Origin of the sequence: Synechococcus sp. CCY 9618, assembly GCF_019038415.1 — a bacterium.
In the GTDB taxonomy this organism is placed as follows: Bacteria; Cyanobacteriota; Cyanobacteriia; order PCC-6307; family Cyanobiaceae; genus Cyanobium.
The window spans coordinates 78,308-102,321 of the sequence record NZ_JAFKRG010000019.1 but is presented as its reverse complement, the minus strand read 5'-3'; the positions used below and the strand labels follow the sequence as shown (position 1 = coordinate 102,321).

Here is a 24,014-nt window from a genome sequence, read left to right as displayed (position 1 = left end):
TCAGTTCTCGGCCGGCTGCATCGGTCCGTGCAGACTACCGCTCCGGAACTGAACCACATAGGGATTGTCGCTGGCGCGGAAGTCCTCCACCGAGCCGGTCCACTGGAAACGGCCGTCGTAGAGGAGGGCCACCTGCTCGGCGCAGCGGTCGATCGTGCTCATCACGTGGCTCACCACCAGGGAGGAGGCCTGCACCAGCTCGGAGGTGCGCACGATCAGGTCTTCGATGCGGGTGCAGGCCACCGGATCCAGGCCGGCGGTGGGCTCATCGAACAGCAGCAGGGGCTTGCGGGAGGGTGGGGCGGTGGGGTCTTCGATCAGGGCGCGGGCGAAGCTGACCCGCTTCTGCATGCCGCCGCTGAGCTCGCCGGGCATCTGCTCCTCGATGCCCGCCAGGCCCACGGCCTGCAGGGCCTGATCCACCCGCTCGGCGATCTCCCGCTCCCCCAGGCGGCTGAAGCGGTAGAGCAGGAAGCCCACGTTCTCCCGCACGGTGAGGGAGGCCAGCAGGGCGGGGTTCTGGAACACCATGCGCACGTCCGGGGGGTGACGCTGATCCAGGCGCAGGTAGGTCTGGGCTTCGCCGTGGATGCGCACCAGGCCGGAGGTGGGCAGCTGCAGGCCCGCCAGCAGGCGCAGCACGGTGGACTTTCCCGACCCGGACGGCCCCACCACCACCAGTCGCTCGCCGGGGCGAAGGCTGAGATCGATGCCGTCAAGAACCCGGTTGGATCCCCAGCGCATACCGACGTTCTCCATCTCGGCCACCGGGGTTGCGGAGACAGGGGCCGGCAGGGTGGAGGGGCTGGAAGCCAAGGAAGCGTCGCGAACAGGCCCCGGGGGCCGGGCGCCCATCCTGGCGGGTCAGGGCGGACTTTTCATCCGTACAGTTCGGGTGGTATCTGCCGCGTCGCGACGCCCTGCCCTTGACCGTTCGAGGCCCCGCTGCGAACGCACGGCGTCGCCGAGGCGTCCCCCGCCCCGGCCGCCCCCGCTGGGTGGGCCGGGGGGATCTGCGTCAGCAGGATCTGATGAGCCGCTCGCGGCGGGCGGCCCGCTGGCTGCAGCCGGGGCTGGTGGTGAAGCGCTGGATGATCACCTCGGGCCTGGGGCTGGTGATCGCCCTGCTGGGGGCAGCGGTGTGGGCCGACCTGCAGCCGATCTACTGGACCCTGGAGACGATCCGCTGGGGCCTGAACCGCCTCACCCAGGTGATGCCCCGGGGCATCACCGGACCGTTGGTGCTGCTGATCGGCGCCGGCCTGGTCTGGCTGGGCCAGAGCCGCAGCTTCGGGGCGATCCAGCAGGCCCTGGCGCCGGAGAAGGACACGCTCCTGGTGGATGCCCTGCTGGCCCAGCGGCGCCTGAACCGGGGGCCCAACGTCGTGGCCATCGGCGGCGGCACGGGCCTGGCGACGCTGCTGAGCGGCCTGAAGCGCTACAGCAGCAACCTCACCGCCATCGTGACCGTGGCCGACGACGGCGGCAGCAGCGGCGTGCTGCGGCGGGAGCTGGGGGTGCAGCCCCCGGGCGACATCCGCAACTGCCTGGCGGCCCTGGCCCGCGAGGAGCCCCTGCTCACCCGCCTGTTCCAGTACCGATTCAAGGCCGGCAGCGGGCTGGAGGGTCACAGCTTCGGCAACCTGTTTCTGAGCGCCCTCACCGCCATCACCGGCAGCCTGGAATCGGCGATCATCGCCAGCAGCCGGGTGCTGGCGGTGCAGGGCCAGGTGGTGCCCGCCACCAACGCCGACGTGCGGCTATGGGCCGAACTGGAGAACGGCGAACGGATCGAAGGGGAATCCCAGATCGGCCACGCCCCCTGCCCGATCGTGCGCCTGGGCTGCACGCCGGAGCGACCGCCGGCGCTGCCACGCGCGCTGGAGGCGATCGCCCATGCGGATCTGATCGTGCTGGGCCCCGGGAGCCTCTACACCTCCCTGCTGCCGAATCTGCTGGTGCCAGAACTGGTGAGCGCCATCAGCGCCAGCAAGGCGCCGCGGCTCTACATCTGCAACCTGATGACCCAGCCCGGCGAAACCGACGGCCTCGACGTGGGCGGCCACCTGCGGGCGATCGAAGCCCAGCTCGCCAGCCTCGGCATCGAGCAACGCCTGTTCACTGCCGTGCTGGCCCAGGAAGACCTGGCCGATTCCAGCCTGCTGGACCTCTACCGAATGCGCGGCGCCGAACCCGTCACCTGCGACACCGTCCAGCTGCGCCAGCAGGGCTATGAGGTGATCCTGGCGCCGCTGCAGGGGGCCCGGCCCAGTGCCACCCTGCGGCATGAGCCGCGGAGTGTGGCGAAGGAGGTGATTCGGTACTTTCGGAGGCACAAGAGGGATTGAGCCGACGGGGCTGGCTCAGTCATCCGTGACGGATTCGACACCGACAACTCCAACCTCCTTCTTAGGGAACCAAACGAGATAAGAGTTTCACGCGAAGTCGCGATGAAGCAAAAAGACAATATTCTGAAAAGCGTATAGTTCAGTCATTACCAATGGCAAGCCGGCGAGAGGCAGGAGCTCTCCACCCGGAAGCAATCGATACGGAAGATAGTTGGGGCCGATTTCTTTTGAGATCATAAAGAAAGATGAGCCCGACAATGCATTCATCTCATTGAATTCAATCAGAATAGCCGGGGGCTTGTGAAGGCCAATTAATTTCCTTGACCCCTGAAGCGCCTTAAGCTCATGGCCCTCGATGTCATACTTCAACAAGCAGATCTTCATTCCCGTCGTGATTAGCTCCTGGTCAAGTGTGGATTGCTGGATGGCAATGGGAGCGGCCGCAGAACCATGTATCTTCTCAATGACATCTCTATACATGCTTGCATGGACACTTCCTGCATCTATCGAATAATCCCACAGAGTTGCTGCCTCCACGCTATCACCAATGGCTTTTTCAACCAACGACCATCTATCAGAATATGGTGTCAGGTTTATCTTGCACTTAGCGCATGACGATGGGCTAGGCTCATACGAAATGACTCTAATGGACCTGGAGGAACATAATACCCAGGAGGCAAAGTCACCAGCATTTGCGCCAACGTCAACAACCAGCCAGCCGTCACTATCGTATTCTCTCAAGAATCCAGAAAGAAAGCCCAGCTCACCAGAATCAATTGGGTTTTTATAATTAAGAATGCCAAGGCCCCGCAGTCCTACACGAAGAAGAAACTGATGATAGTCTCGATTTTTAAGGCTTCCATAGGTACGAGCATAATCATCAATGTGATACTCGCTTTCTTGGGCCTTCAGAATGGCAAGCCTAAGAAAGAATGGCATCATACGCAACACCGCCGTCAATACTCGTAGCCGTGTAATGATGCGAGGACCAAACAGTCTCTTTCGGCAAGAATTCATTTTCTTAGCCCAAGCGGCAGGATAAGAGAAGAATATAGTATGAGCAAGATCAGAACCAGCACTTAAGCAGCTGAAACGAGGTGACGTTGGCTTACCGTCACATATTCTCATGACAGAAGATTGGCAGTTTGCGGATAGAGATTTTAGGCCTGCTTCTCGAGGCAGGCAAGCAAAGTATGCCCTCGGACAAAGCGCCTCATTCCTGCGGATAGTGCAAACCGAAAGGAAGATGAGAAATGGCGACTCAGCATCACTTTTATGAACATCCTGGGAGTACGAGGCCGAGGCAGCTTCGCCCAAGAGTCTACAAACCAGTCAACATGATATGGGGCCAGGGGTTCGTAAGCACTTTCGAGGATCTTAAGGGGAAAGAGTTTCTCCAGGCTTTGAAAAACTGCGTTGTCCCAGTGACTCATATGATGAGGGGGCTGATCCAGCAGTACCTCACGGCAAGGGTCAAGCTGGCAAGAAATTTCAGCATTAGGAACTGAAAGAAGGAGCAAGCCTCCGGGTCTCAGCAATCTGACGGCATCTTCGAGGAACTCTCTTGGGCTTGGAAGATGCTCAATGACTTGAAACGCGCAGACGACATCCCAACATGATGGGTATGCTGTAGCTAAATCATGAAGACTCATCTCATGGATGGTAAAGCCGAGCCGCCTCGCAGAAGCAGCCGCATCTGGGTTGAGCTCCACGCCAGAAACGTCCAAGCCTTGAAGTTTCGCTTTTTGCAAGAAACTACCTTTACCGATACCAACTTCAAGCAGCTGTTGCTGGCTTTGATGACCAGCAAGAATTCTCAACGCGCTCGTGAACTCCCATTTTTCAGACATATAATACCAAGGCAGTCTCTGCAGCTGAAGATAGATATCGGCCTCGCCAGCCGCTTCAGGCGGCGAGTAGAATAGTAAACCTGTTGTATGATCCCGCCAATATTGAATGCGATCCATGTTGTCAGCAGGCTCCCAGTGAATACCAAGCTCATCTCTCCATCGCTTGGAGATTAAAGCCGCATCTACTTCATGTAAGAGCTCAACATCAGCTGATCCGGAAAGAGGGCTCAACATACGCCGTAGAGTAAGGCCACTTTGGACAAAGGCTGAGAATACGTTCGCCGCATTATCATACAGCTAGATGCCTTTGGAGCCAAACCTTTCGAAACTGCTACGCCACTTAAAACACGCCGATGGGTATTTCACAGATCATCAGAGGCCAAGCCCTCATCCACAGCCAATCCAGAGCTGGGAGAATTGGTTGATTGCCCTAGAGCAGGAAGTTACCGTTGGATGGGAACTACAATGCTGTTGAGAGGTTGCAGGCAGAAGGCTAATGGGAAGCTATCCACAGCTGTAGACCCTGCACTCCAAGAAATTCAGACAAGAAAGATAATTAGCACAGCGCCGAGGAGAGCAATAGAATCTTAAAGGTCATTGACGAGATTCAACCAGCAGGTAATCCGTACGGAAGCAATTCGGGGGTAAAGCGGCAAAGGGTTAGATCCGACTGCAGGGACTTCTTGCCATAGTCTGGACAAGTTTTGCATAGGGGTCAGACAGAGGTCATTAAGCCACATGGAGGCAAAGCAGCAATAGTGGGATAATGAGTAAGGTGGGCTAGAAAAAGCGAATGTGCCAGCAGATCCAGAATTCCTCGCAATACCAATGGGGCACCCAACTCAATGCAGAGGTCGAAAGAAGAACAAGGAGATAAGATCGAAGCAAGCATATTCCGAGAAACCTGCTACCATCCTGATATAACGGTGGCCCACTAACATGTCTTTCAACACGCCAATCCTGTTAATCGCCTGGCGCAGGCCTCAACAGACCCAACGAGTAATTGAATCAATCAGGCCGATGAGACCTAGCCACGTCTTTGTTGCTTGTGACGGGCCGCGGCCAGATCACGCCGAAGACATTGAACTTGTTGAAGCAGTTAAAGAGGTTTGCAGATCTGAAATCAATTGGCCATGTACGATCGAGAAGAGATATAGCAAAGCCAATCAAGGCTGCAGAATCGGAGTGAGTGATGCTGTAAGTTGGTTTTTTAGCAATGTGGAAGAGGGGATCATCCTAGAAGACGACTGCCGACCCAGCCAAGAATTTCTTCCTTTTTGTTCTGAACTTCTTGAACGATATCGAGATGATAGCAGAATTTGGGGAATCGCCGGAAGCAATTTCCAAGGTGGAACGTGGCGGGGAGACGGGAGTTACTATTTCAGCCGCTACCCGCACTGCTGGGGTTGGGCTTCATGGCGAAGGTGCTGGAAGCATTACGACAGTGAGCTGAAAAGCTGGCCCGCTCTGAAGAAGTCCGACCTCATGGAAACCATTTTTACTGACCCAACTGAGAAAGCGTTTTGGAGCAACACGTGGGACCTGCTCCGGAATGAGGGAGAGCCCGACACATGGGATTACCAGTGGTGCTACACCGTCTTCGCTAATGGTGGCTTGATAGCTCTTCCCAACCAGAATCTGGTCGAGAATATAGGCTACGGAGCTGATGCCACCCACACCAAAACAGAGCAGTATTCAACCAAGATCGATAGGAGTCTCGGTGAAATCGTCCACCCATGCTGGATCCTGCGTAATTCGATGGCGGATCGCTCAACTTTTAAGACAGTTTTTTGTTATCAGGATGCTGATGAAAATAGGCCTCCGCAGGAGCAAAGCCATCGAAACCATTGGCGGGCAACAGTTCGTGCACGGCTGCTCTCCACCATCCCGAAGAGATTCAGAACGCTAGCTAGAAAGTCTCTCGAGAGAACCCCCCATAGCATAGAAGATCGATGACAATCAGTATCAATCTTGGTTGTGGAGCTGTATATGTCAATCAGCCAGGCTGGTTGAACGTGGACTACAACTCGGATGATCCCGCGCTAATCAGGGCAGACTTGCTGAAGAGGCTTCCCTGTGCTGACCAATCAGCAGACTTGGGATAATCATCTCACCTGCTTGAGCACGTACCAGGCCCGAAGGTGCCGGCATTCTTGAGAGAGTGCCATCTCGATCTGAAACCGGGGGAAACCCCTCGGCTAGTTCTGCCAAACTTTGAAAATATTTGCTGGGAATACCTACGCCACCGTTCAGAGAGAGAGCGAGAAGGCAGAGCTTCTCGTACTTGAGAGTATCGACCAGTGTGTGCGTAGAGAACCTGGAGGCGAGCTTGGCAAAGTCCATGAAAAGTACAACAAGGATCCGACCAACCATGAAAAGAGGCGGGCCTTTCTTTAAGAGAGAAGTCGGAAAGAACTTTCATCTTTTTCTCACTACGCTGAATTCGTCGGCATGTATGAAAAGGTGACTGAGAGTTCATCAGTATTCCATTGGTTACGCTGGGTTTTGAAACACAGAAATAGCCGCATGGCATGGCGATACAGCCTGCAGAAGGCTTGGCACTCATGGCTTCTCCGCACGCTGCCCCACCCATCCGTCAACCAGAATGTCAGCCTTTCCACCGTGGGAGCACTGCATCACCGGCTCTGGGATTTCGAGCAATTGCACTCCTATTCTAGAGATCTGTGGCTTCGTAGATGTAAAAAGAGAAACCTTCCAATCAAGCCGAAAGGCTGGGCTTCCTTTCTCACCTCTCTGGATATCGAGACGGCAACGGAAGACCTCAAAAAGGCCTTTAATCGATGTATGTGCAAACCAGCAGAGATGATAGGGTATGAGTTGTCGCTTCAAGAACGGCAACAGCCGACATTCGCCCACCCTGCAGGACGAGGCCCAAACTTCATGAGGATTCTTGAACATACTCGTCGTTAATCCCTACGACACCTCGGGAGGAGCAGCAAGGGCCGCTTACCGCATTCACCGATGCTTGGTCGATCACAGTAAAGACCATGACATCAAGTCGCGCATGCAAGTGTTTGTAAAACACTCAAACGACCCGACGGTGTTAGTAAGCCCTATAAGGGAATGGGATCGCTTCAATGATCGCATCCGACTGGGTATTGCCAGAATGCGGAACAGTAGCTTCCGCACTAATAACCCGGTGCTCCACTCGCCAGCCCTGCGCAGAAGCGGATGGGCTGAAGAACTCAACGCCTCCGATGCTGACTTGCTACACCTGCAGTGGGTTGGGCAGTGGCAAGGTCACGTTCCTACCCTTTCCGTGGAGGAGATCGGCTGTCTTCGCAAGCCCATCGTGTGGACCCTGCACGACCAATGGGCCTTCTGCGGAGCTGAGCACTATGTGATGCCTCCACCGGCTGTGGATGAACGATTCATATTCGGGTACACAAATTTCAATCGGCTCTCCCATGAACGGGGGGCAGACTTGAATCGCAGAACCTGGAATCGCAAGCGCAAAGCATGGCAACAGCCACTCCAGATCGTTTGCCCAAGCCACTGGATGGCCGATTGTGTGCGGCGCAGTGCACTGATGCAGGAATGGCCAGTTGAAGTCATTCCAACCCCCATTGATCTCAACACGTTCAAACCCTTTGATCCAAAGTATGCCCGGGATCAGCTTGGGCTGCCACAGAATGTCCCGCTGCTACTCTTCGGTGCCGTCGGGGGTATCTCAGATTCGCGCAAAGGATTTGATTTGTTGCTGGCTGCGCTGGCTTACCGCAGAAGCGATTCCGAACTCCACGACCTGTCAGAATTGCAGCTGATCGTGCTGGGTGAGGAGGGTCAAGCTGGGGAAGCCATGAAGCTCGGCTTTCCTATTCATAATCCCGGGCACATTAGCAATGATGCAAAACTCAGTATGTACTATTCGGCTGCCGATGCCGTTGTGGTGCCTTCAAGATTGGACAATCTTCCTAATATTGCTATCGAAGCTCACGCCTGCGGCACTCCGGTGGTGGCCTTTCGCACATCCGGCCTCCAGGACATCATTGATGATCGCATCACTGGCGCCTTTGCGAAGCCCTTTGAAGTGGCCTCACTCCGCCAGGAAATCGCCTGGGTTCTTGCCGATCCCGATCGCACCCGTAGACTTGGTGAACAGGCAAGGAGCCGTGCCGAGTTGCTCTGGGCCCCTGCAAGAATTGCGTCCCTCTATGCCAATGTCTACCGAATGACCTTGGCATCAAACATGAGAGGTAGTTAATGAGACTCACAAACGTCCCAAAGATATCGGTTGTCACTCCTTCCTTCAACCAAGCACCCTATCTAGAAGCGTGTCTTTCCTCAGTCCTCAATCAGAAGTATCCAAATCTGGAATACATCGTAATTGATGGAGGCAGCACAGATGGGTCAGTGGAGATTATCCAAGCTCACCAGTCAAGTCTTTCTTACTGGATCAGCGAACCAGACTCTGGCCACGCCGATGCTCTCAACAAGGGATTCAGTCGTTGCTCTGGAGATATTCTCTGCTGGCTCAATAGTGACGATATGCAGACACCGTGGACTCTTAGCACCGTGGCTGATATCTTCATGGAATTTGAGGATGTCGAATGGATCCAGGGATGGAATGGCTTCTGGACAAAGGGCGGCGTGATGGTTCATCCCATGAGAAACCCAAAGAATATCTATAGTTATCTCACATGGAACTACCATTGGATACAACAGGAATCAGTTTTCTGGAGCAGAAATCTTTGGAGGAAAGCAGGCTCTCAGATCAACCCCGACTATAAGCTAATGGTAGACGTGGAGCTTTGGTCACGATTCTTTCTTTATGCAGACCTTTACCATGTAGATGCACTCCTAGGTGGATGGAGGAACACAGGCGAGAACAGGGCTTTGATGAACAAGGAAGAGTGTCATATCGAAGCGCTCAAGGCCATAGCAACAATGGAGGATCGAATTGACCGAAAAACATTGAGATGTGCGAAAACGTTCCGACTGCTATCGCTTCTGCGAAATAACACACTCACCAGAATGCTATGTCTTGCAAATCTTTTGATCTCTTTTCCATCTGTGAAAAACCTGATCAACGCTGCAGGCTATCGAGAAATACGATGGAATGATGAAGTTCATCAGTGGCAAAGAATGCGATCTCCCTTTCATTCTTAGCTCGTGGATAACACTCTAAGACCTAAACCCTCAACATTCATCTCTTCTCATCAGCATTCAGAAGCTCTCGACGGAAAAACCATAGCCTTGATCGAATGGCATTGGATGGGTCACCACCCCATGTATGCCATTCGCCTCGCTCTCGCCCTAGCTGAGTTGGGAGCTCGCGTTATACCTCTCTGCAACCAGCCAAAGGATTTCCAGGAAAGACTTAACGAGACGTTGAACCTAGCTGAGCCGGCCAAAGGGAGGGGCTATAGAGAAAGGATTTGCCAACCCCAACCCGTCCACCTGGTGCCCATTGGGCGCGGCCCGAACAGGCGAGTCAACCGACTCGTCAGGGCGAACCGACACTTCGGCATCATCGGCAAACAGCTCCGCCGCTGGCAGAAGCAGCATGGAAAGAAGATCGATCAGGTGTTCTTCGCCTGGATGTACGACGACGACTTCCGCGATTTCCGCCACGCCCAGCACCAGTTCGGATTCCCCTGGACCGGCCTGTACTACAACTCCCGCCCCTTCCGAATGCCAGGCAAAGCCATCCCCTACACGGGGGGCCTCTCCTGTCCGGAGCGTTTCGTGCCCCTTCCTTCCTGCAGGGGAATCGCCGTTGCCGACCCGTGGATCATCCCCGCGCTTCAGTCCCTCGCAGGCCCCGACAAGCGGGTGGTGGCTTTCCCGGATTTCACTGATCTTCAGCTGGAGCCCCCCAGTGGCCTGCCCGCCAAGGTGAAAGCCATGGCCGGAAATCGGCGCATCATCTCCCTGGTGGGGCACCTGCAGCGGACCAAGGGACTGGTGGAGTTCACCGCCGCCCTGCAGCGCTCTGAACTGAAGGAGGCCTTCTTCTTTCTGGGTGGAGAAATCTACTGGGGAGAGATCGACACACCGACCCGAATGGCACTGCAACGTTCCTGGGAAGATGCACCGAACCTCTACTGTCACCTCCAGCGCCTCTCCAGTGAAGCCTGCCTGAATCAGATGATTCAGATTTCAGATGTGATCTATGCGGCCTACAGCGATTTCCCCAACACCAGCAACATCATGACCAAGGCTGCTCTGCTGAAGAAGCCCATCCTCGTGAGCGATGGCCATCTGATGGCTGATCTCGCCAAACAGTATTCTCTCGGGGAAGTCGCTCCGGAAGGCGATGTGGATACCATTGCCGGAACACTGCACCGGATGATCCAGGATCCCTATCTCGATCAGGCCGAAACAAACAGCGGCTGGCAGGCCTTCGCGGAGCAACACACCCCTGAGCGACTGCGTTCGGCATTGATCGAACTGCTGGCCGATGGCTGATCATCCCACCAGAGGCGATCGCGTCAGCATCGTGATCCCCTGTTTCAACTGCAGACCGTTCATTGAAGAGACGATCACATCGGCCTTCCACCAGACCCTTGCTCCTCACCAGGTGATCGCCGTTGATGATGGTTCCACGGATGGAACATGGAAAGAGCTGCAAAGGCTGAAAGCCGATCACTTCCCATCCCTTGAACTCCTCAGCCATCCGCACCATGCCAACCTCGGCCCCAGTGCCACCAGACAAAGGGGCGTACGCGCTGCGACCGGAGACCATGTGGCTTTTCTCGACGGGGATGACACCTTCTATCCCGAAAAGCTTGAAACCCAGGTCAGGGCATTGAACGCCCACCCCGATGTGGTGCTGTGCCACTCAGCCATCACCGTGATCGGTGATCGGAACCGGGCAGAGAGCTTCGAAGGCTACTTCCGCCACAATCCAAGAGGCCCTTATTCACTAAGGAGGCACAAGGAATATCTCGTCAACAACTACATCAATACCTCATCAGTGATGGTGAGGGCGCGAGTCATCAAATGCATCAACTTTGCGATTCCCTATCGTCCCCATCAATACGAGGACTTGTTGTGCTGGTGTCTGCTGGCTGGAAAAGGACGGTTTCTTTATCTTGATCTTGCCCTCACGGGTTACAGAGTGCACTCAGCGAATACAACATCAGCTATTGATGCCAATCGTTTGATCAGACTTCATGCCATTCTTGAGTGCAGGTTGGCCCTGCTGACAAAGACTGGCTGGAATCCGCATTGCTTCAGGCTGGCGGCTTCCGTTCTCAATAGCCTGAGAGAAATGATACAGGAATACCGCAAATCAGGCCTTTAATACGCATCCTGCATCTCATAAAAGTCCGGCTGCACATAATCCTTCCGCAGCGGATACCCCTTCCAGTCCTCCGGCATCAGCAGCCGCTTGGGATGGGGATGGCCCTCGAAGCTGATGCCGAACATGTCGAAGGTTTCCCGCTCCTGCCAGTCAGCGCCACGGAACAGACCGTAGAGGCTGGGGATGCTGAGGGCCCCGTCGCGAGGCAGGAACACCTTCAGGCGCACCTCCTCCGGATGAGCCTCCGCCGGCAGGGGACCGTTGCCGTCGGCCAGGGCCGCCAGCTGATCCACCATCGTGGCCATCTTCACCAGGTGGTAGAAGCTCACCAGCCGGCCGCCGGGACCTTCGTCGTAGCCGCCCTGGCACTGGAGGTAGTCGAAGCCGGCGGCCTTGAGGGCCGTGGCGACAAGGGGCAGGGCGGCCGCTTCGACCCCCAGCATCTCCACGCCCTCATGGTCGGGGCCGAGATCGGTGGCATCGAAACCCTGGCCGGTGAGCCAGGTGGCCACGGGGCCGGGCGCAGGCCCTTCGATGGCGCCGGCGGCCGTGGTGGCGGGAGTCTCCTCAGGCATCGGTGCTGGGGGCGGTGGGGGCGGAAACGGCTTCGGCCTGGGTGCCGGCAGCCATCGGCAGGCCGGCGGCGGCGGCCAGAGCGGCCTGCTGGGTTTCAGCGCGCAGGTAGGCGCCGGTGACGATCGGCTCCACCCGCTTCATCTGGTGCGGGATCGTGCAGTAGCGGTGGGTGGGACGCAGATTGCCGCGCTCGGCGAAGGTTTCGTTGCCCACCTTCTTGCGCAGCTTGATCACCGCGTCGAAGATCGCTTCCGGCCGCGGCGGGCAGCCGGGCAGGTAGAGATCCACCGGGATCAGCTTGTCGACACCCCGCACCGCCGTGGTGGAGTCGGCGGAGAACATGCCGCCGGTGATGGTGCAGGCTCCCATGGCGATCACGTACTTCGGCTCAGGCATCTGCTCATAGAGCCGCACCAGGGCCGGCGCCATCTTCATCGTGACGGTGCCGGCCACGATGATCAGGTCGGCCTGCCGCGGGCTGGAACGGGGCACCAGGCCGAAGCGGTCGAAGTCGAAGCGGGAGCCGATCAACGCTGCGAACTCGATGAAGCAGCAGGCCGTGCCGTAGAGCAGGGGCCAGAGGCTGCTCAGCCGCGCCCAGTTGTGCAGGTCGTCGAGGCTGGTGAGAATGATGTTCTCAGAGAGATCAGCCGTGACGCCGGGGGCGCCCACGGGGCCGCAGCTGGCCTCGCGCAGGTCGCGCAGGGCGGCGGCGGACAGCGAGTCAGGGGTGGGGGTGAGGGTCATGGTGGGGGTCCGGTCAGCTCCACTCGAGGGCGCCCTTGCGCCAGGCATACGCCAGGGCCAGCACCAGGATGGAGATGAAGATCAGGGCCTCGATGAAGGCCAGCAGCCCCAGTCGGTGGAACGCCACCGCCCAGGGGTAGAGGAACACGGTCTCGACGTCGAAGATGACGAAGACCAGCGCAAACATGTAATAGCGGATGTTGAACTGGATCCAGGCGCCGCCGATCGGCTCCATCCCCGACTCATAGGTGAGCTGGCGCTCCCCTGCACGGCTCTTGGGGGCCAGCAGCTTGTTGGCCACCAGCGCCAGCACCGGCACCGCCGCCGAAATCAGCAGGAACCCCAGAAAGGAGTCGTAGCCGGAGAGCACGAACATGCGGCAGAGCCAACCAGGCGCGCATTCTGCCACCTGTCTCCGGGCGCAGGGGGTGGCCGCGACGACCGGCGGCACCGCCGTCGATAGAGTTCCCTGGCACGGCGAGGCAAGGGATGAGCACGGAACCGCCCAGTGAACCGCTCATCGAGGAGCCCAAGGAAACCCCTGAGCCCCCTGCGGCAGCCGCCGTCGAGGACGACCCGGCCAGCCACCGCTTCGAGTGCCGCAGCTGCGGCTTCGTCTACGACCCGGGCGAGGGGGTGAAGAAGCTGGCGATCCCGCCCGGCACCCCCTTCGTGGAACTGGATCCGGTGGGCTTCCGCTGCCCCGTCTGCCGCAGCCGGGTGGGGGCCTTCAAGGACATCGGCCCCCGCAACAAGCCCAGCGGCTTCGAGGAGAACCTCAACTTCGGTCTGGGGGTGAACCGCCTCACCCCCGGCCAGAAGAACGTGCTGATCTTCGGCGGTTTCGCCCTGGCGTTCGCCTTCTTCCTCTCCCTCTACTCCCTGCGTTGATGTCTGCGCCCCGCCCTGCCCTGCCGGCCTTCCTGCGCCCCCTGCTCACCCTGGCGCTCTCCCTGGTGCTCGCCCTCGGGCTCTCGGGCTGCGTCACCACCGGCCTGCCCACGGCGGCGGCCAGCCCCTGGCAGGAGGTCCCCCTGGACACCCGCTCCAACCCCCTCGATGTGGCCTTCACCAGTGCCACCCACGGCTTCCTGGTGGGCAGCAACCGGCTGATCATGGAAACCGACGACGGCGGCGCCAGCTGGGAGGCCCGCTCCCTGGATCTGCCCGAGGAGGAGAACTTCCGCCTGATCAGCATCGACTTCCAGGGCAACGAGGGCTGGATCGTCGGCCAGCCCGGCCTGCTGCTTCACAGCGACGACGCCGGCAAGAGCTGGAGCCGGCTGCTGCTCGACACCAAACTGCCCGGTGAGCCTTACCTGGTCACGGCCCTGGGGCCGAAGAGCGCCGAGCTGGCCACCAACGTGGGCGCTGTTTACCGCACCACCGACGCCGGCTCCGACTGGCAGGCCCTGGTGGGCGATGCGGCCGGCGCCATCCGCGACCTGCGCCGCAGCCCCGAAGGCGACTACGTGAGCGTCAGCAGCCTGGGCAATTTCTTCGCCACCTGGGAGCCCGGCCAGAGTGCCTGGGCCGTGCACCAGAGGGTGAGCAGCCAGCGGCTCCAGTCGATGGGCTTCCAGCCCGACGGCCACCTCTGGATGGTGGCCCGCGGCGCCCAGCTGCGCTTCGACGGCGATCTCAGCATCGCCGAAAGCACAGAGAGCGGCGACTGGAGCAAGCCCGTGATCCCGATCACCAACGGCTACGGCTACCTCGACATGGCCTGGGATCCCCGCGGCACCATCTGGACCGGTGGCGGCAACGGCACCCTGCTGGTGAGCGACGACGCCGGCGCCAGCTGGAAGAGGGATCCGGTGGGCAGCGAGCAGCCCACCAACTTCTCCCGCATCGTCTTCTCCCAGGACGGCAAGGGTTTCGTGCTCGGCGAGCGGGGCGTGCTGCTGCGCTGGGTGGGCTGAGCCCCGGGGCCCGGTCCAACTGCATCCCTCTGTAACCAACCCCCCGCACCGCTCCCATCGGCCGCAGGCCGACCCCTAGGATTGCCGGGCTGAACGCTTGTTGCTATGGCTGCCGGCTCCACAGGGGAACGTCCGTTCTTCGAAATCATCACAAGCATCCGCTACTGGGTCATCCATGCGGTGACCCTGCCAGCCATCTTCCTGGCGGGCTTCCTGTTCGTGTCCACCGGCCTCGCCTACGACGCCTTCGGCACGCCCCGTCCGGATGCCTACTTCCAGGCCCAGGAAACCAAGGCTCCGGTCGTGAGCCAGCGGTACGAGGGCAAGAGCAGCCTCGACCTGCGCCTCCAGGAACCATGACCCAGTCCACCGCCCCCACCACGCCGCGCAACTACCCGATCTTCACGGTGCGCTGGCTCTCCGTTCACGCCCTCGGCATCCCCACGGTCTTCTTCCTGGGTGCCCTGGCCGCCATGCAGTTCGTCCGCCGCTGAACCCTCCATGCAGCGCAATCCCAACCCCAACAACCTGCCGGTCGAACTGAACCGCACCAGCCTCTACCTGGGTCTGCTGTTCGTGTTCGTCATCGGCATCCTGTTTTCCAGCTACTTCTTCAACTGACGGGAGGACCCACCCATGAGCGGCAAGAAATCCACCATGCCCGACGGCCGGATCCCCGACCGTCTGCCCGATGGCCGCCCGGCCGTGGCCTGGAAGAGCCGCTGGACCGAAGGGGTTCTGCCCCTCTGGATGGTCGCCACCGCCGGTGGCATGGCCGTCATCTTCGTGGTCGGCCTGTTCTTCTACGGCGCCTATGTGGGCGTCGGTTCGGCCTGAGCACCCTCTGCCCGGGCCGTCACCTCCAGTGGCTTGAGTTCGGGCTGGCACGGGTTGCTCAGCTCGATCATGGCCTGCACGTCGCCCACAGTTCGAGAGATCGAGCAGGTCGAGGCTAGCCATTGAGACGATCGGCGGCCCCCAGCACATCCGCGACAGCCCCGGGGGCCAGGCGCTGCTCCGCCGCGGCGTCGCCACTGCGCAGATCCCTGAGGATCACCACCCCTTCGCTGGTTTCCGCCTCCCCCAGCACCGCCGCCCAGCGGGCGCCGCTGCGGTCGGCCCGCTTGAACTGCTTGCCATAGGCGGCGCCGCTGAGATCGAGCTCCACCGCCAGACCCTGCCTCCGCCAGCCGCGGGCCAGCGCGAGGGCCTGGGCTTCGGCCGTTTCGCCGCGGCTGACCAGATAGAGATCCGGCGGTGGAGCGCTGCCCTGCTCGCCACCGCTGGCCTGCACCAGCAGCACCAGCCGCTCCATGCCCAGGGCCCAGCCGACCGCCGGGGTGGGCGGGCCACCCAGCTGCTCCACCAGGCCGTCGTAGCGGCCACCGCCGCACACCGTCGCCTGCGCCCCCAGCTGGCTGCTGGTGATCTCGAAGGCGGTGTGGCCGTAGTAATCGAGGCCGCGCACCAGCCTGGGGTTGAGCTCGAAGGGAATGGCCAGGGCCTCGAGGCCCTGGCGCACCCGCAGGAAACGCTCGTGGCTGGCCCCGTCCAGGGCGTCGGCCAGGGTGGGAGCTCCGGCCAGCAGCTCCTGGGTGTCGGGATTCTTGGAATCGAGCACCCGCAGGGGGTTGGTGGCGATGCGCTGCTGGGAATCGGGATCCAGCCGTTCCCGGTGGGCCTCCAGCCAGGCCACCAGTTCGGCCCGATAGCGCAGCCGGTCGTCGGGGCTGCCGAGGGAATTGAGCTCAAGGCGCAGGCCCCCCAGCCCCAGATCCATCAGCAGATCCCAGGCGATGGCGATGGCCTCCACATCGCTGCGGGGATCAGCGTGGCCGAGGAACTCCAGGCCGATCTGGTGAAACTGCCGCTGCCGCCCGGCCTGGGGCCGCTCGTAGCGGAACATCGGCCCGCCGTACCAGAGCCGCTGGGGCCCCTGGGCCACGAGCCCGTGCTGGATGGCGGCCCGCACCACCGAGGCCGTGCCTTCGGGCCGCAGGGTGCAGCTGCGGGCGCCCCGGTCGTCGAAGCTGTACATCTCCTTGCCCACCACATCGGTGGCCTCGCCGATGCCGCGGGCGAACAGCTCGGTGGCCTCCAGCAGCGGTGTGCGGATCTCCTCGACGGCGGCCCGGCGGAAGTGATCCCTGGCGGTGGCTTCGATCCGCTGCCAGAAGGGGGTCTGACCGGGCAGCAGGTCAACCATGCCCCGCAGGCTCTGGAGCGGTTTCAAGGCGGTCGGGCGCGCACAGGTTCCCCAGTGTGCATGGCGAAGTGACGCGGCAGGCGTGGCGCCCCGGTTCAGACGCCGTGGAAGGTGCGGTACCAGGCAGCGAAGCGGCCGATGCCCACCTCGATGGGGGTGGAGGGCCGGAAGCCCACCCAGGCCTCCAGGGCCGTGGTGTCAGCGGCGGTGGCGGGCACGTCGCCCGGCTGCATCGGCTGCAGGTCGCGGATCGCCGGCCGTCCGAGGGCCTGCTCCATCAGTTCGATGAAGTGCAGCAGGGGCACCGGCTGGGAATTGCCGATGTTGAAGAGCCGGTGGGGCACCGCCGCCGTGGCGGGATCGGGATGGAGGGGATCGAACGCGGGATCGGCCGTGGCCGGTTTGTCGAGGCAGCGGATCACCCCCTCCACGATGTCGTCGATGTAGGTGAAGTCCCGCTCCATGTGGCCCTGGTTGAACACCCGGATCGGTTCACCGGCCAGGATCGCCCGGGCGAACAGCATCGGCGCCATGTCGGGCCGGCCCCAGGGCCCGTAGACGGTGAAGAAGCGCAGTCCCGTGGCCGGCAGCCCGTAGAGGTGGCTGTAGGTGTGGGCCATCAGTTCGTTGGCCTTCTTGGTGGCCGCGTACAGGCTCACCGGGTGGTTCACCGGATCCTGCTCCGAGAACGGCATGTGGCGGTTGCCGCCGTAGACCGAACTGCTCGACGCATAGACGAGATGCTGCACGGCCCCGTGGCGGCAGCCCTCAAGGATGTGGCCGAAGCCCACCAGGTTGCTCTGGATGTAGGCCGAGGGGTTCTCGATCGAGTAGCGCACACCGGCCTGCGCGGCGAGGTGAATCACCCCCGCAGGCCGTTCGGCGGCGAACAGGGCCGCCACCGCTTCGCCCTCCACCAGATCAAGGCGGTGGAACCGGAAGGCCCCCGGCGGCGCCAGGCCCTCCAGCCGCTCCAGCCGTGCCCGCTTCAGGGCCGGGTCGTAGTAGGCGTTGAGGTTGTCGAGGCCGATCACCCGTTCGCCACGGGCGAGGAGCTGTTCGGCCACGGCCGCGCCGATGAAGCCGGCGGCGCCGGTGACGAGGATGGCGGCGCTCATCGACCGGCCTGAAGGCGCTCGCGGAAGTAAGCGATGGTGGGCTCCAGGCCCTCCTCCAGGCTCACCTTCGGTTCCCAGCCCAGCACGTCCCTGGCGAGATCGATCACCGGCTGGCGCTGCAGGGGGTCGTCCTGGGGCAGGGGCTGGGTGGTGAGCGCCAGGTCGGGCTGGATGCGGTCCCGCACCCGTTCGGCCAGCTGGCGGATGGTGAACTCCCCGGGATTGCCGATGTTGATCGGGCCGGTGTGATCGCCGTTCATCAGCCGGATCATGCCCTCGATCAGATCATCCACGTAGCAGAAGGAGCGGGTCTGGCTGCCGTCGCCGTAGAGGGTGAGGGGGTGCCCCTGCAGGGCCTGCACGATGAAGTTGCTCACCACCCGGCCGTCATCGGGGAGCATGCGGGGGCCGTAGGTGTTGAAGATCCGCATCACGCGGATCTCCGTGCTGTGCATCCGCTGGTAGTCGAAGCAGAGGGTTTCGGCGATCCGCTTTCCCTCGTCGTAGCAGGAGCGGATGCCGATGGTGTTCACACAGCCCCGGTAGCTCTCCGGCTGGGGATGGACCTCAGGGTCGCCGTACACCTCGCTGGTGCTGGCAAGCAGCAGCCGGGCCCCCACCCGCCGTGCCAGGCCGAGCATGTTGTAGGTGCCGAGGAAGCTCGTCTTGGCCGTCTTGATCGGGTTGAACTGGTAGTGCACCGGCGAGGCAGGACAGGCCAGATGCCAGATGCGATCCACCTCCAGCCGGATCGGATCGGTGACGTCATGGCGGATCAGTTCGAAGTTGGGATGACCCAGCCACTGACGGATGTTTTCCTTGCGACCCGTGTAGTAGTTGTCAAGGCAGATGACTTCTTCATCGGCCTCCATCAGCCGGTCCACCAGATGGGATCCCAGGAAACCGGCCCCGCCGGTGATCAGGTTGCGCCGTGCCACTCAGCCCTCACCGACACGCCAGACGTTAAGGCCCGCAGCCCGGGCTGCGTCGGCATCGGCGATGGCCCGGGCATCGAACAGCCAGGCGGGGCGTCGCATCACCGCGCCGATCGCGTCCCAGTCGAGCCGGGCATATTCGCGCCATTCGGTGAGGATCAGCACGGCATCGGCACCGGTGGCCGCCTCCAGCGGCGACGCCGCCACCTGCCAGCCGCCTTCGGCCGCGGAAGGAGGCTGGCCCAGATCGGCGGCGATCTGGGCGGAAGACACCTTGGGATCGACGATCACCAGCCGGGCCCCCTCCTCGATCAGCTCCCGGCAGATGCGGATCGCCGGGGCCTCCCGGGTGTCGTTGGTATCGGCCTTGAAGGCGAAACCCAGCACCGCCAGCCGCTTGCCGGTGATGGTGCCGAACAGCCGCTGCACCACCATCCGGGCGATGCGGTCCTGCTGCCAGGTGTTCAGGGTCACCACCTGCTCCCAGTAGGCCGCCACCTCCTCCAGCCCGTAGTGGCGGCAGAGGTAGACCAGGTTGAGGATGTCCTTCTGGAAGCAGCTGCCACCGAAGCCTGGGCCGGCCTGCAGAAACCGCGAGCCGATCCTGGAATCGGTGCCGATCGCCCGGCCCACCTCCCGCACATCGGCGCCGGTGGCCTCACACAGGGCCGCGATGCTGTTGATCGAGGAGATCCGCTGGGCCAGGTAGGCGTTGGCGGTGAGCTTGGAGAGCTCGCTGCTCCAGAGATTGGTGCGCAGGATCCGCTCATCCGGTACCCAGGTGGCGTAGATCCCCGCCAGGCATTCGATCGCTGAGGCGTCCTCCCCGCCGATCAGCACCCGGTCCGGCGACTCCAGGTCGCCGATGGCCGTGCCCTCGGCGAGGAACTCGGGGTTGGAGAGCACCGAAAAGGTCTTGGTCTCGCCATTCGCGGGGCCTGAGCCGTTCTGCTGGGCGGCCCCCAGGATCGCCTTCACCGCCTCGGCGGTGCGCACCGGCAGGGTGCTCTTCTCCACCACGATCGTGTGGCCCCGGGCCACGGCGGCCACCTGGCGGGCCGAGGCCTCGATCCAGCGCAGGTCGCTGGCCTGACCGGCCCCCACCCCGCGGGTCTTGGTGGGGGTGTTCACCGAGAGGAACACCATGTCGGCGGCGGCGATGGCGCCATCCACTTCGGTGGTGAAGTGCAGATTGCGGCCCCGGGCCCTGCCCACCACCGCATCCAGACCGGGCTCATAGACCGGCAGACGAGCCAGGTCAGGGTCGTTCCAGGCGTCGATCCGCTCGACATTGAGATCCACCACCGTGACCTGGATGTGGGGACAGCGATCGGCGATCACCGCCATGGTGGGGCCGCCCACGTAACCCGCTCCGATGCAACAGATGGTGCGAATCGGCGAACGGGCCGAATCCATGGGGCTGAAGGCTGCTGTCGGGAGGTTACCCCCCTTGAAGAATTTGTCCGCCGCCCGGTGAGCAGAGAGGCAAGAAGCGGGCCGATCATCAATAGCGAGGGCAGGTAATTTGGATCCCGCCCACCTGTCGGACCCGTTTCTTGACCAAGGTCCTGCTGACTGGGGGTGCCGGGTTCATCGGCAGCCACACCTGCCTGGCCCTGCTGGAGGAGGGCCTCAGCGTGGGGGTGCTGGACGACTTCAGCAACGGCAGTCCCGAAGCCCTTCGCCGCGTCGCCGAACTGGCCGGGCTGGGGGCGCTGCGGCAGGAGTCCCCGGGCCGCTGGTCGACGGGGGACAGCGGGCCGGCCGATCTCACCCTGCTCCGGGGAGATGTGCGCTGCCCCGGCGATCTGGATCGCGCCTTTGCAGACGGCATCGGCGCCGTGCTCCATTTCGCCGGCCTCAAGGCCGTCGGCGAGTCGGTGGCCCAGCCCCTGCGCTACTGGGACGTGAACGTCACCGGCAGCCTGCGGCTGCTCGAAGCCATGGGCCGCCACGGCTGCCGGACCCTGGTGTTCAGCAGCAGCGCCACCCTCTACGGCAGCACCGACCGGGTGCCGATCCCGGAAACGGCCCCGCTGCAACCGATCAATCCCTATGGCTACACCAAGGCGGCCGTGGAGCGGATGCTGGCCGATGTGGCCGCCAGCTCGCCGGGGTGGCGAATCGCGCGGCTGCGCTACTTCAACCCCGTGGGAGCCCATCCGAGCGGACGGCTCGGCGAGGATCCCAGCGGCAGTCCCAACAACCTCTTCCCTTACCTCTGCCAGGTGGCCGCCGGTCGCCGTCCCCGCCTCGATGTCTTCGGCGGTGACTGGCCCACCCCGGACGGCACCGGCGTCCGCGACTACCTGCACGTGATGGATCTGGCCGAGGGCCATCGCCGCGCCCTGGCGGTGCTCGAGGCCGAGCCCCCCCAGCTGCTCACCCTCAACCTCGGCAGCGGCTCCGGTCACTCGGTGCTCGATCTGGTGCGGGCCTTCGAGACCACCAACGGTCTGGCGGTTCCCTTCAGCGTGGTGGGCCGCCGGCCCGGGGATTCCGCCGTGAGCATCGCCGATCCCCAGGAGGCGGAACGGCGCATGGGCTGGCGCACCCGCCGCTCCCTGGCCGACATCTGCCGTGACGGCTGGGCGTGGCAGAGCGCCAATCCCGGCGGCTTCGGCGAAGGGGAATCCTCCCTGGACGGTTGAGGCGGCCCTCAGGCCCGTTCACGGTCCAGCCGCTCGGCCCGCAGCTGCCGCAACCGCTGCCCCAGGTCAGGACCAGGAGGCTGCCCGGCCGCGATCAGGCTCTGGGCACTGACGGCTGAGCGCAGATGGCGCCAGCGCAGCCACCAGCGCAACAGCGGGCGCCGGGGGCCGCCACAGGACGCCAGGGTCAGGGCCACCGCCTCCGGGGAGATGCCGGGTGCCTCCAGCAGGGCACACCAGCGTGAGGGGGGCCAGCGGCGGAGATCCTCCTCGCGACCCACCGCATCCAATCGGTCACGAAGGGACAGGAACTGCACCAGGTGGCGCTGCTGGCGATGGGGCAGCTGCAGACGGACGGCCAGGGCCATCGGATCGGCAGCCCCGGCCACGAGGGCAGGCAGCAGATCGAGTCCCAGGCGCCGGGCCCACAGCAGGCGCCGCCGCCAGCACCCGTCGGCCTGCAGCACGGGGTCCAGCAGCGTCAGCGCCCCCCAGCGCTGCAATTCCCCCAGGGCCACCGTCCAGTTCTCCCGCTGAAGCATGAGCTCCAGTTCCATGCGCAGGCGGGTGCCCAGAGCCGAGGGCGCCTGGCCGGGGGGGTCGCCGGCTCGCCAACCCCAGGGCCAGCGGGCCAGCGTCTCCCTGATCTGATCCAGGCTCGCAGGCGCGAGCCGGAACCCCAGCCGCGCGGCATAGCGGGATGCCCGCAGGACGCGGGTGGGGTCATCCCGGACGCTGCAGGGATGGAGGAAACGCAGCTGGCGCAGGGCCAGGTCCGCCTGGCCGCCATGGGGATCCAGGAGCGTCGGCCCGAGTCCGCCGGACGCCATGTCAGCGCCGGGATCGCCATCGAGCAGCACCGCCATCGCGTTGATCGTGAAGTCCCGGCGGGCAAGATCGTCCTGGAGTGAACCGGGGCTCACCACGGGATTCTCCCCCGCCACCGGGTACGACTCCCGACGTGCACTGGCCAGATCGAGCAGCAGCGGACCCTCCTCCAGCTGCAACTCCAGCTCCACCGTGCCGTACTGGCCATGCTCCAGATAGACCGTCACACTGCCCGGCCCCACCAGGCGGCGCAGCCGGCGGGCCACCCCATGGGCCGGTGCCACCACTGGAGGGGTGGCACCGGGGGGCATCGGCAAAGGCCCGATGGGTTCCACCACCAGGTCAAGATCGGGCACACCTCGCCAGGGGTCGTTGTGGACCCGGTGCAGCAGCAGGTCGCGCACCGCCCCCCCCACCAGCGCCAGCCGATGGCCGGCGGCCACAAGCTGGAGCCGCTCCAGAAGCGAAGCAGGAATGCCGGGCAGTGCGGCAGCGGAGGGCGGGCCCAACGGAAGGGGATGGGGAGAATGGCCGCATCATCCTGAATCCACTCCGTGTCTGCCCTCACGCGCTGCCTCGTCGAGGAAGCCGCCGCCATCGCCGCCAGTGCCCTTCGGCTGGACCATGGCCAGGTCGAGGCCGCGCTGCAGCTCCTGGAGGACTGTGCCGATCGCCGCGCCAAACTCGTCATCACAGGCGTGGGCAAGAGCGGCATCGTGGCCCGCAAGATCGCCGCCACCTTCTCCTCCATCGGCCTGATGGCGATCTACCTCAACCCCCTCGATGCCCTGCATGGCGACCTGGGCGTGGTGGCGGCCGACGACGTGGCCCTGCTGCTCTCGAACAGCGGCGAGACGGATGAACTGCTGGCGATCCTGCCCCATCTGCGTCGCCGGGGCACCGCCCGCATCGCCCTGGTGGGCCGCGCCGAGTCCACCCTCGCCAGGGGCAGCGACGTGGTGCTGGACGGTTCGGTGGACCGGGAGGTGTGTCCCCTCAACCTGGCCCCCACCGCCAGCACGGCCGTGGCGATGGCGATCGGGGACGCCCTGGCCACGGTGTGGATGGAGCGGCGCGGCATCTCACCCCAGGATTTTGCCCTCAACCACCCTGCCGGCTCCCTGGGGAAACAGCTCACCCTCACCGCCGCCGAGCTGATGGTGCCGGTGGCACGCCTGGCCCCCCTGAGGGCCGAGGCCCCTCTGCCGGAGGTGATCGCCCATCTCACCGCCGATGGGGTGGGGGCCTGCTGGGTGGCGGATCGGATGGCGGGCGAGCGCATCCATGGCCTGATCACCGATGGTGATCTGCGCCGTGCCCTGCAGCAGCACGGAGCACAGGAGTGGAACCTGCTGACGGCCGCCGATCTGATGACGGCCGATCCGATCACGGTGGGCGCCGAAACCCTGGCGATCCATGCCCTGGAGCAGATGGAGCGCAACCGCCGCAAGGCCATCGCCGTGCTTCCGGTGGTGGACCTCAACCAGCGCATGCTCGGTCTGCTGCGACTGCACGACCTGGTCCAGGCCGGGCTCACCACGGCGAAGCCATGAGCGGGCACCG

The 24,014-nt window shown here is 62.6% G+C and carries 26 protein-coding genes; 14 read left to right on the top strand and 12 right to left on the bottom strand.

The window, feature by feature from the left end; genetic code table 11:
• Positions 1-759: an ABC transporter ATP-binding protein gene (locus KUG41_RS05590; protein ID WP_254216882.1), complete on the bottom strand. Its 759-nt coding sequence runs from the start codon at positions 757-759 to the stop codon at positions 1-3.
• 272 nt (positions 760-1,031) lie between these two features.
• Here KUG41_RS05590 and yvcK point away from each other — a divergent pair, with 272 nt between their 5' ends.
• The gene (yvcK, locus tag KUG41_RS05585; protein ID WP_216901930.1) at positions 1,032-2,348 is read left to right on the top strand and encodes a gluconeogenesis factor YvcK family protein; all 1,317 of its coding nucleotides are present in this window, start codon (positions 1,032-1,034) and stop codon (positions 2,346-2,348) included.
• 87 nt (positions 2,349-2,435) lie between these two features.
• On the opposite strand, the gene KUG41_RS05580 is transcribed toward yvcK, so the two are convergent.
• Positions 2,436-3,287, bottom strand: coding sequence for an FkbM family methyltransferase (locus KUG41_RS05580; RefSeq protein WP_216901928.1), 852 nt, complete (start codon positions 3,285-3,287; stop codon positions 2,436-2,438).
• A 221-nt stretch (positions 3,288-3,508) separates the two neighbouring features.
• Positions 3,509-4,429 (bottom strand): bifunctional 2-polyprenyl-6-hydroxyphenol methylase/3-demethylubiquinol 3-O-methyltransferase UbiG, encoded by a 921-nt coding sequence (locus KUG41_RS05575; RefSeq protein ID WP_216901926.1) that lies wholly within the window; start codon positions 4,427-4,429, stop codon positions 3,509-3,511.
• A 708-nt stretch (positions 4,430-5,137) separates the two neighbouring features.
• Here KUG41_RS05575 and KUG41_RS05570 point away from each other — a divergent pair.
• Positions 5,138-6,154, top strand: coding sequence for a glycosyltransferase family 2 protein (locus KUG41_RS05570; protein WP_216901919.1), 1,017 nt, complete (start codon positions 5,138-5,140; stop codon positions 6,152-6,154).
• Positions 6,155-6,244: 90 nt separating this feature from the next.
• On the opposite strand, the gene KUG41_RS05565 is transcribed toward KUG41_RS05570, so the two are convergent.
• Positions 6,245-6,541, bottom strand: coding sequence for a hypothetical protein (locus tag KUG41_RS05565; RefSeq protein ID WP_216901917.1), 297 nt, complete (start codon positions 6,539-6,541; stop codon positions 6,245-6,247).
• Positions 6,542-7,184: 643 nt separating this feature from the next.
• Between KUG41_RS05565 and KUG41_RS05560 the strand changes: the two genes are divergently transcribed.
• The 4 genes from KUG41_RS05560 (at position 7,185) to KUG41_RS05545 (ending at position 11,468) form a co-directional block, all read left to right on the top strand.
• Complete coding sequence (locus KUG41_RS05560; RefSeq protein ID WP_254216870.1) at positions 7,185-8,423, top strand: glycosyltransferase; 1,239 nt, start codon at positions 7,185-7,187, stop codon at positions 8,421-8,423.
• A complete protein-coding gene (locus tag KUG41_RS05555; RefSeq protein WP_216901913.1) occupies positions 8,423-9,328 on the top strand; it encodes a glycosyltransferase family 2 protein in 906 nt (301 codons plus the stop codon). Before KUG41_RS05560 ends, KUG41_RS05555 begins: the two co-directional genes overlap by 1 nt.
• Positions 9,329-9,448: 120 nt before the next feature.
• Positions 9,449-10,630 carry a glycosyltransferase gene (locus tag KUG41_RS05550; RefSeq protein WP_216901911.1) on the top strand — a complete coding sequence of 394 codons (1,182 nt, stop codon included), beginning with the start codon at positions 9,449-9,451 and terminating at the stop codon, positions 10,628-10,630.
• Positions 10,623-11,468: a glycosyltransferase gene (locus tag KUG41_RS05545; RefSeq protein WP_216901909.1), complete on the top strand. Its 846-nt coding sequence runs from the start codon at positions 10,623-10,625 to the stop codon at positions 11,466-11,468. Before KUG41_RS05550 ends, KUG41_RS05545 begins: the two co-directional genes overlap by 8 nt.
• Here KUG41_RS05545 and KUG41_RS05540 read toward each other — a convergent pair.
• From KUG41_RS05540 to ndhC, 3 genes are read right to left on the bottom strand one after another with little or no spacing between them, the layout of a single operon-like run.
• Positions 11,465-12,043 (bottom strand): NAD(P)H-quinone oxidoreductase subunit J, encoded by a 579-nt coding sequence (locus KUG41_RS05540; protein ID WP_216901907.1) that lies wholly within the window; start codon positions 12,041-12,043, stop codon positions 11,465-11,467. The two genes, KUG41_RS05545 and KUG41_RS05540, sit on opposite strands and share 4 nt — an antisense overlap.
• Positions 12,036-12,791 (bottom strand): NADH dehydrogenase subunit K, encoded by a 756-nt coding sequence (locus tag KUG41_RS05535; protein WP_216901905.1) that lies wholly within the window; start codon positions 12,789-12,791, stop codon positions 12,036-12,038. The genes KUG41_RS05540 and KUG41_RS05535 overlap by 8 nt, the downstream gene beginning before the upstream one ends.
• Positions 12,792-12,804: 13 nt before the next feature.
• The gene (ndhC, locus tag KUG41_RS05530) at positions 12,805-13,167 is read right to left on the bottom strand and encodes a photosynthetic/respiratory NAD(P)H-quinone oxidoreductase subunit C (RefSeq protein WP_216901903.1); all 363 of its coding nucleotides are present in this window, start codon (positions 13,165-13,167) and stop codon (positions 12,805-12,807) included.
• A 113-nt stretch (positions 13,168-13,280) separates the two neighbouring features.
• Here ndhC and KUG41_RS05525 point away from each other — a divergent pair, with 113 nt between their 5' ends.
• The 6 genes from KUG41_RS05525 to KUG41_RS05500 all read left to right on the top strand — a co-directional run bounded on the left by KUG41_RS05525 (position 13,281) and on the right by KUG41_RS05500 (position 15,550).
• Positions 13,281-13,682, top strand: a complete 402-nt coding sequence (locus KUG41_RS05525) for a rubredoxin (protein WP_216901899.1) — start codon at positions 13,281-13,283, stop codon at positions 13,680-13,682.
• Complete coding sequence (locus KUG41_RS05520; RefSeq protein WP_216901898.1) at positions 13,682-14,713, top strand: photosynthesis system II assembly factor Ycf48; 1,032 nt, start codon at positions 13,682-13,684, stop codon at positions 14,711-14,713. Before KUG41_RS05525 ends, KUG41_RS05520 begins: the two co-directional genes overlap by 1 nt.
• A 105-nt stretch (positions 14,714-14,818) precedes the next feature.
• Positions 14,819-15,073 carry a cytochrome b559 subunit alpha gene (gene psbE, locus KUG41_RS05515; RefSeq protein WP_015109700.1) on the top strand — a complete coding sequence of 85 codons (255 nt, stop codon included), beginning with the start codon at positions 14,819-14,821 and terminating at the stop codon, positions 15,071-15,073.
• The gene (psbF, locus tag KUG41_RS05510) at positions 15,070-15,207 is read left to right on the top strand and encodes a cytochrome b559 subunit beta (protein ID WP_015109701.1); all 138 of its coding nucleotides are present in this window, start codon (positions 15,070-15,072) and stop codon (positions 15,205-15,207) included. Before psbE ends, psbF begins: the two co-directional genes overlap by 4 nt.
• Before the next feature lie 7 nt (positions 15,208-15,214).
• Positions 15,215-15,334: a photosystem II reaction center protein L gene (locus KUG41_RS05505; RefSeq protein ID WP_015109702.1), complete on the top strand. Its 120-nt coding sequence runs from the start codon at positions 15,215-15,217 to the stop codon at positions 15,332-15,334.
• Positions 15,335-15,349: 15 nt separating this feature from the next.
• On the top strand, positions 15,350-15,550 hold the full coding sequence (locus tag KUG41_RS05500) for a photosystem II reaction center protein J (RefSeq protein WP_216901896.1): 201 nt from the start codon (positions 15,350-15,352) through the stop codon (positions 15,548-15,550).
• A gap of 115 nt (positions 15,551-15,665) precedes the next feature.
• Here KUG41_RS05500 and hisS read toward each other — a convergent pair whose 3' ends face one another.
• The 4 genes from hisS to KUG41_RS05480 all read right to left on the bottom strand — a co-directional run bounded on the left by hisS (position 15,666) and on the right by KUG41_RS05480 (position 20,388).
• On the bottom strand, positions 15,666-16,919 hold the full coding sequence (gene hisS / locus KUG41_RS05495) for a histidine--tRNA ligase (RefSeq protein ID WP_371734044.1): 1,254 nt from the start codon (positions 16,917-16,919) through the stop codon (positions 15,666-15,668).
• A gap of 95 nt (positions 16,920-17,014) precedes the next feature.
• Positions 17,015-18,037, bottom strand: coding sequence for an NAD-dependent epimerase (locus tag KUG41_RS05490; RefSeq protein ID WP_216901886.1), 1,023 nt, complete (start codon positions 18,035-18,037; stop codon positions 17,015-17,017).
• Complete coding sequence (locus KUG41_RS05485; RefSeq protein ID WP_216901884.1) at positions 18,034-18,975, bottom strand: UDP-glucuronic acid decarboxylase family protein; 942 nt, start codon at positions 18,973-18,975, stop codon at positions 18,034-18,036. The genes KUG41_RS05490 and KUG41_RS05485 overlap by 4 nt, the downstream gene beginning before the upstream one ends.
• Positions 18,976-20,388: a nucleotide sugar dehydrogenase gene (locus KUG41_RS05480; RefSeq protein ID WP_216901882.1), complete on the bottom strand. Its 1,413-nt coding sequence runs from the start codon at positions 20,386-20,388 to the stop codon at positions 18,976-18,978.
• 140 nt (positions 20,389-20,528) lie between these two features.
• On the opposite strand from KUG41_RS05480, the gene galE reads away from it, so the two are divergent.
• Positions 20,529-21,623, top strand: coding sequence for a UDP-glucose 4-epimerase GalE (gene galE / locus KUG41_RS05475; RefSeq protein WP_216901880.1), 1,095 nt, complete (start codon positions 20,529-20,531; stop codon positions 21,621-21,623).
• A gap of 8 nt (positions 21,624-21,631) precedes the next feature.
• Here galE and KUG41_RS05470 read toward each other — a convergent pair whose 3' ends face one another.
• Positions 21,632-22,960, bottom strand: coding sequence for a CCA tRNA nucleotidyltransferase (locus KUG41_RS05470; RefSeq protein ID WP_216901878.1), 1,329 nt, complete (start codon positions 22,958-22,960; stop codon positions 21,632-21,634).
• A 45-nt stretch (positions 22,961-23,005) separates the two neighbouring features.
• Between KUG41_RS05470 and KUG41_RS05465 the strand changes: the two genes are divergently transcribed.
• Positions 23,006-24,004 (top strand): KpsF/GutQ family sugar-phosphate isomerase, encoded by a 999-nt coding sequence (locus KUG41_RS05465; RefSeq protein ID WP_216901876.1) that lies wholly within the window; start codon positions 23,006-23,008, stop codon positions 24,002-24,004.
• Positions 24,005-24,014 lie beyond the last annotated feature (10 nt).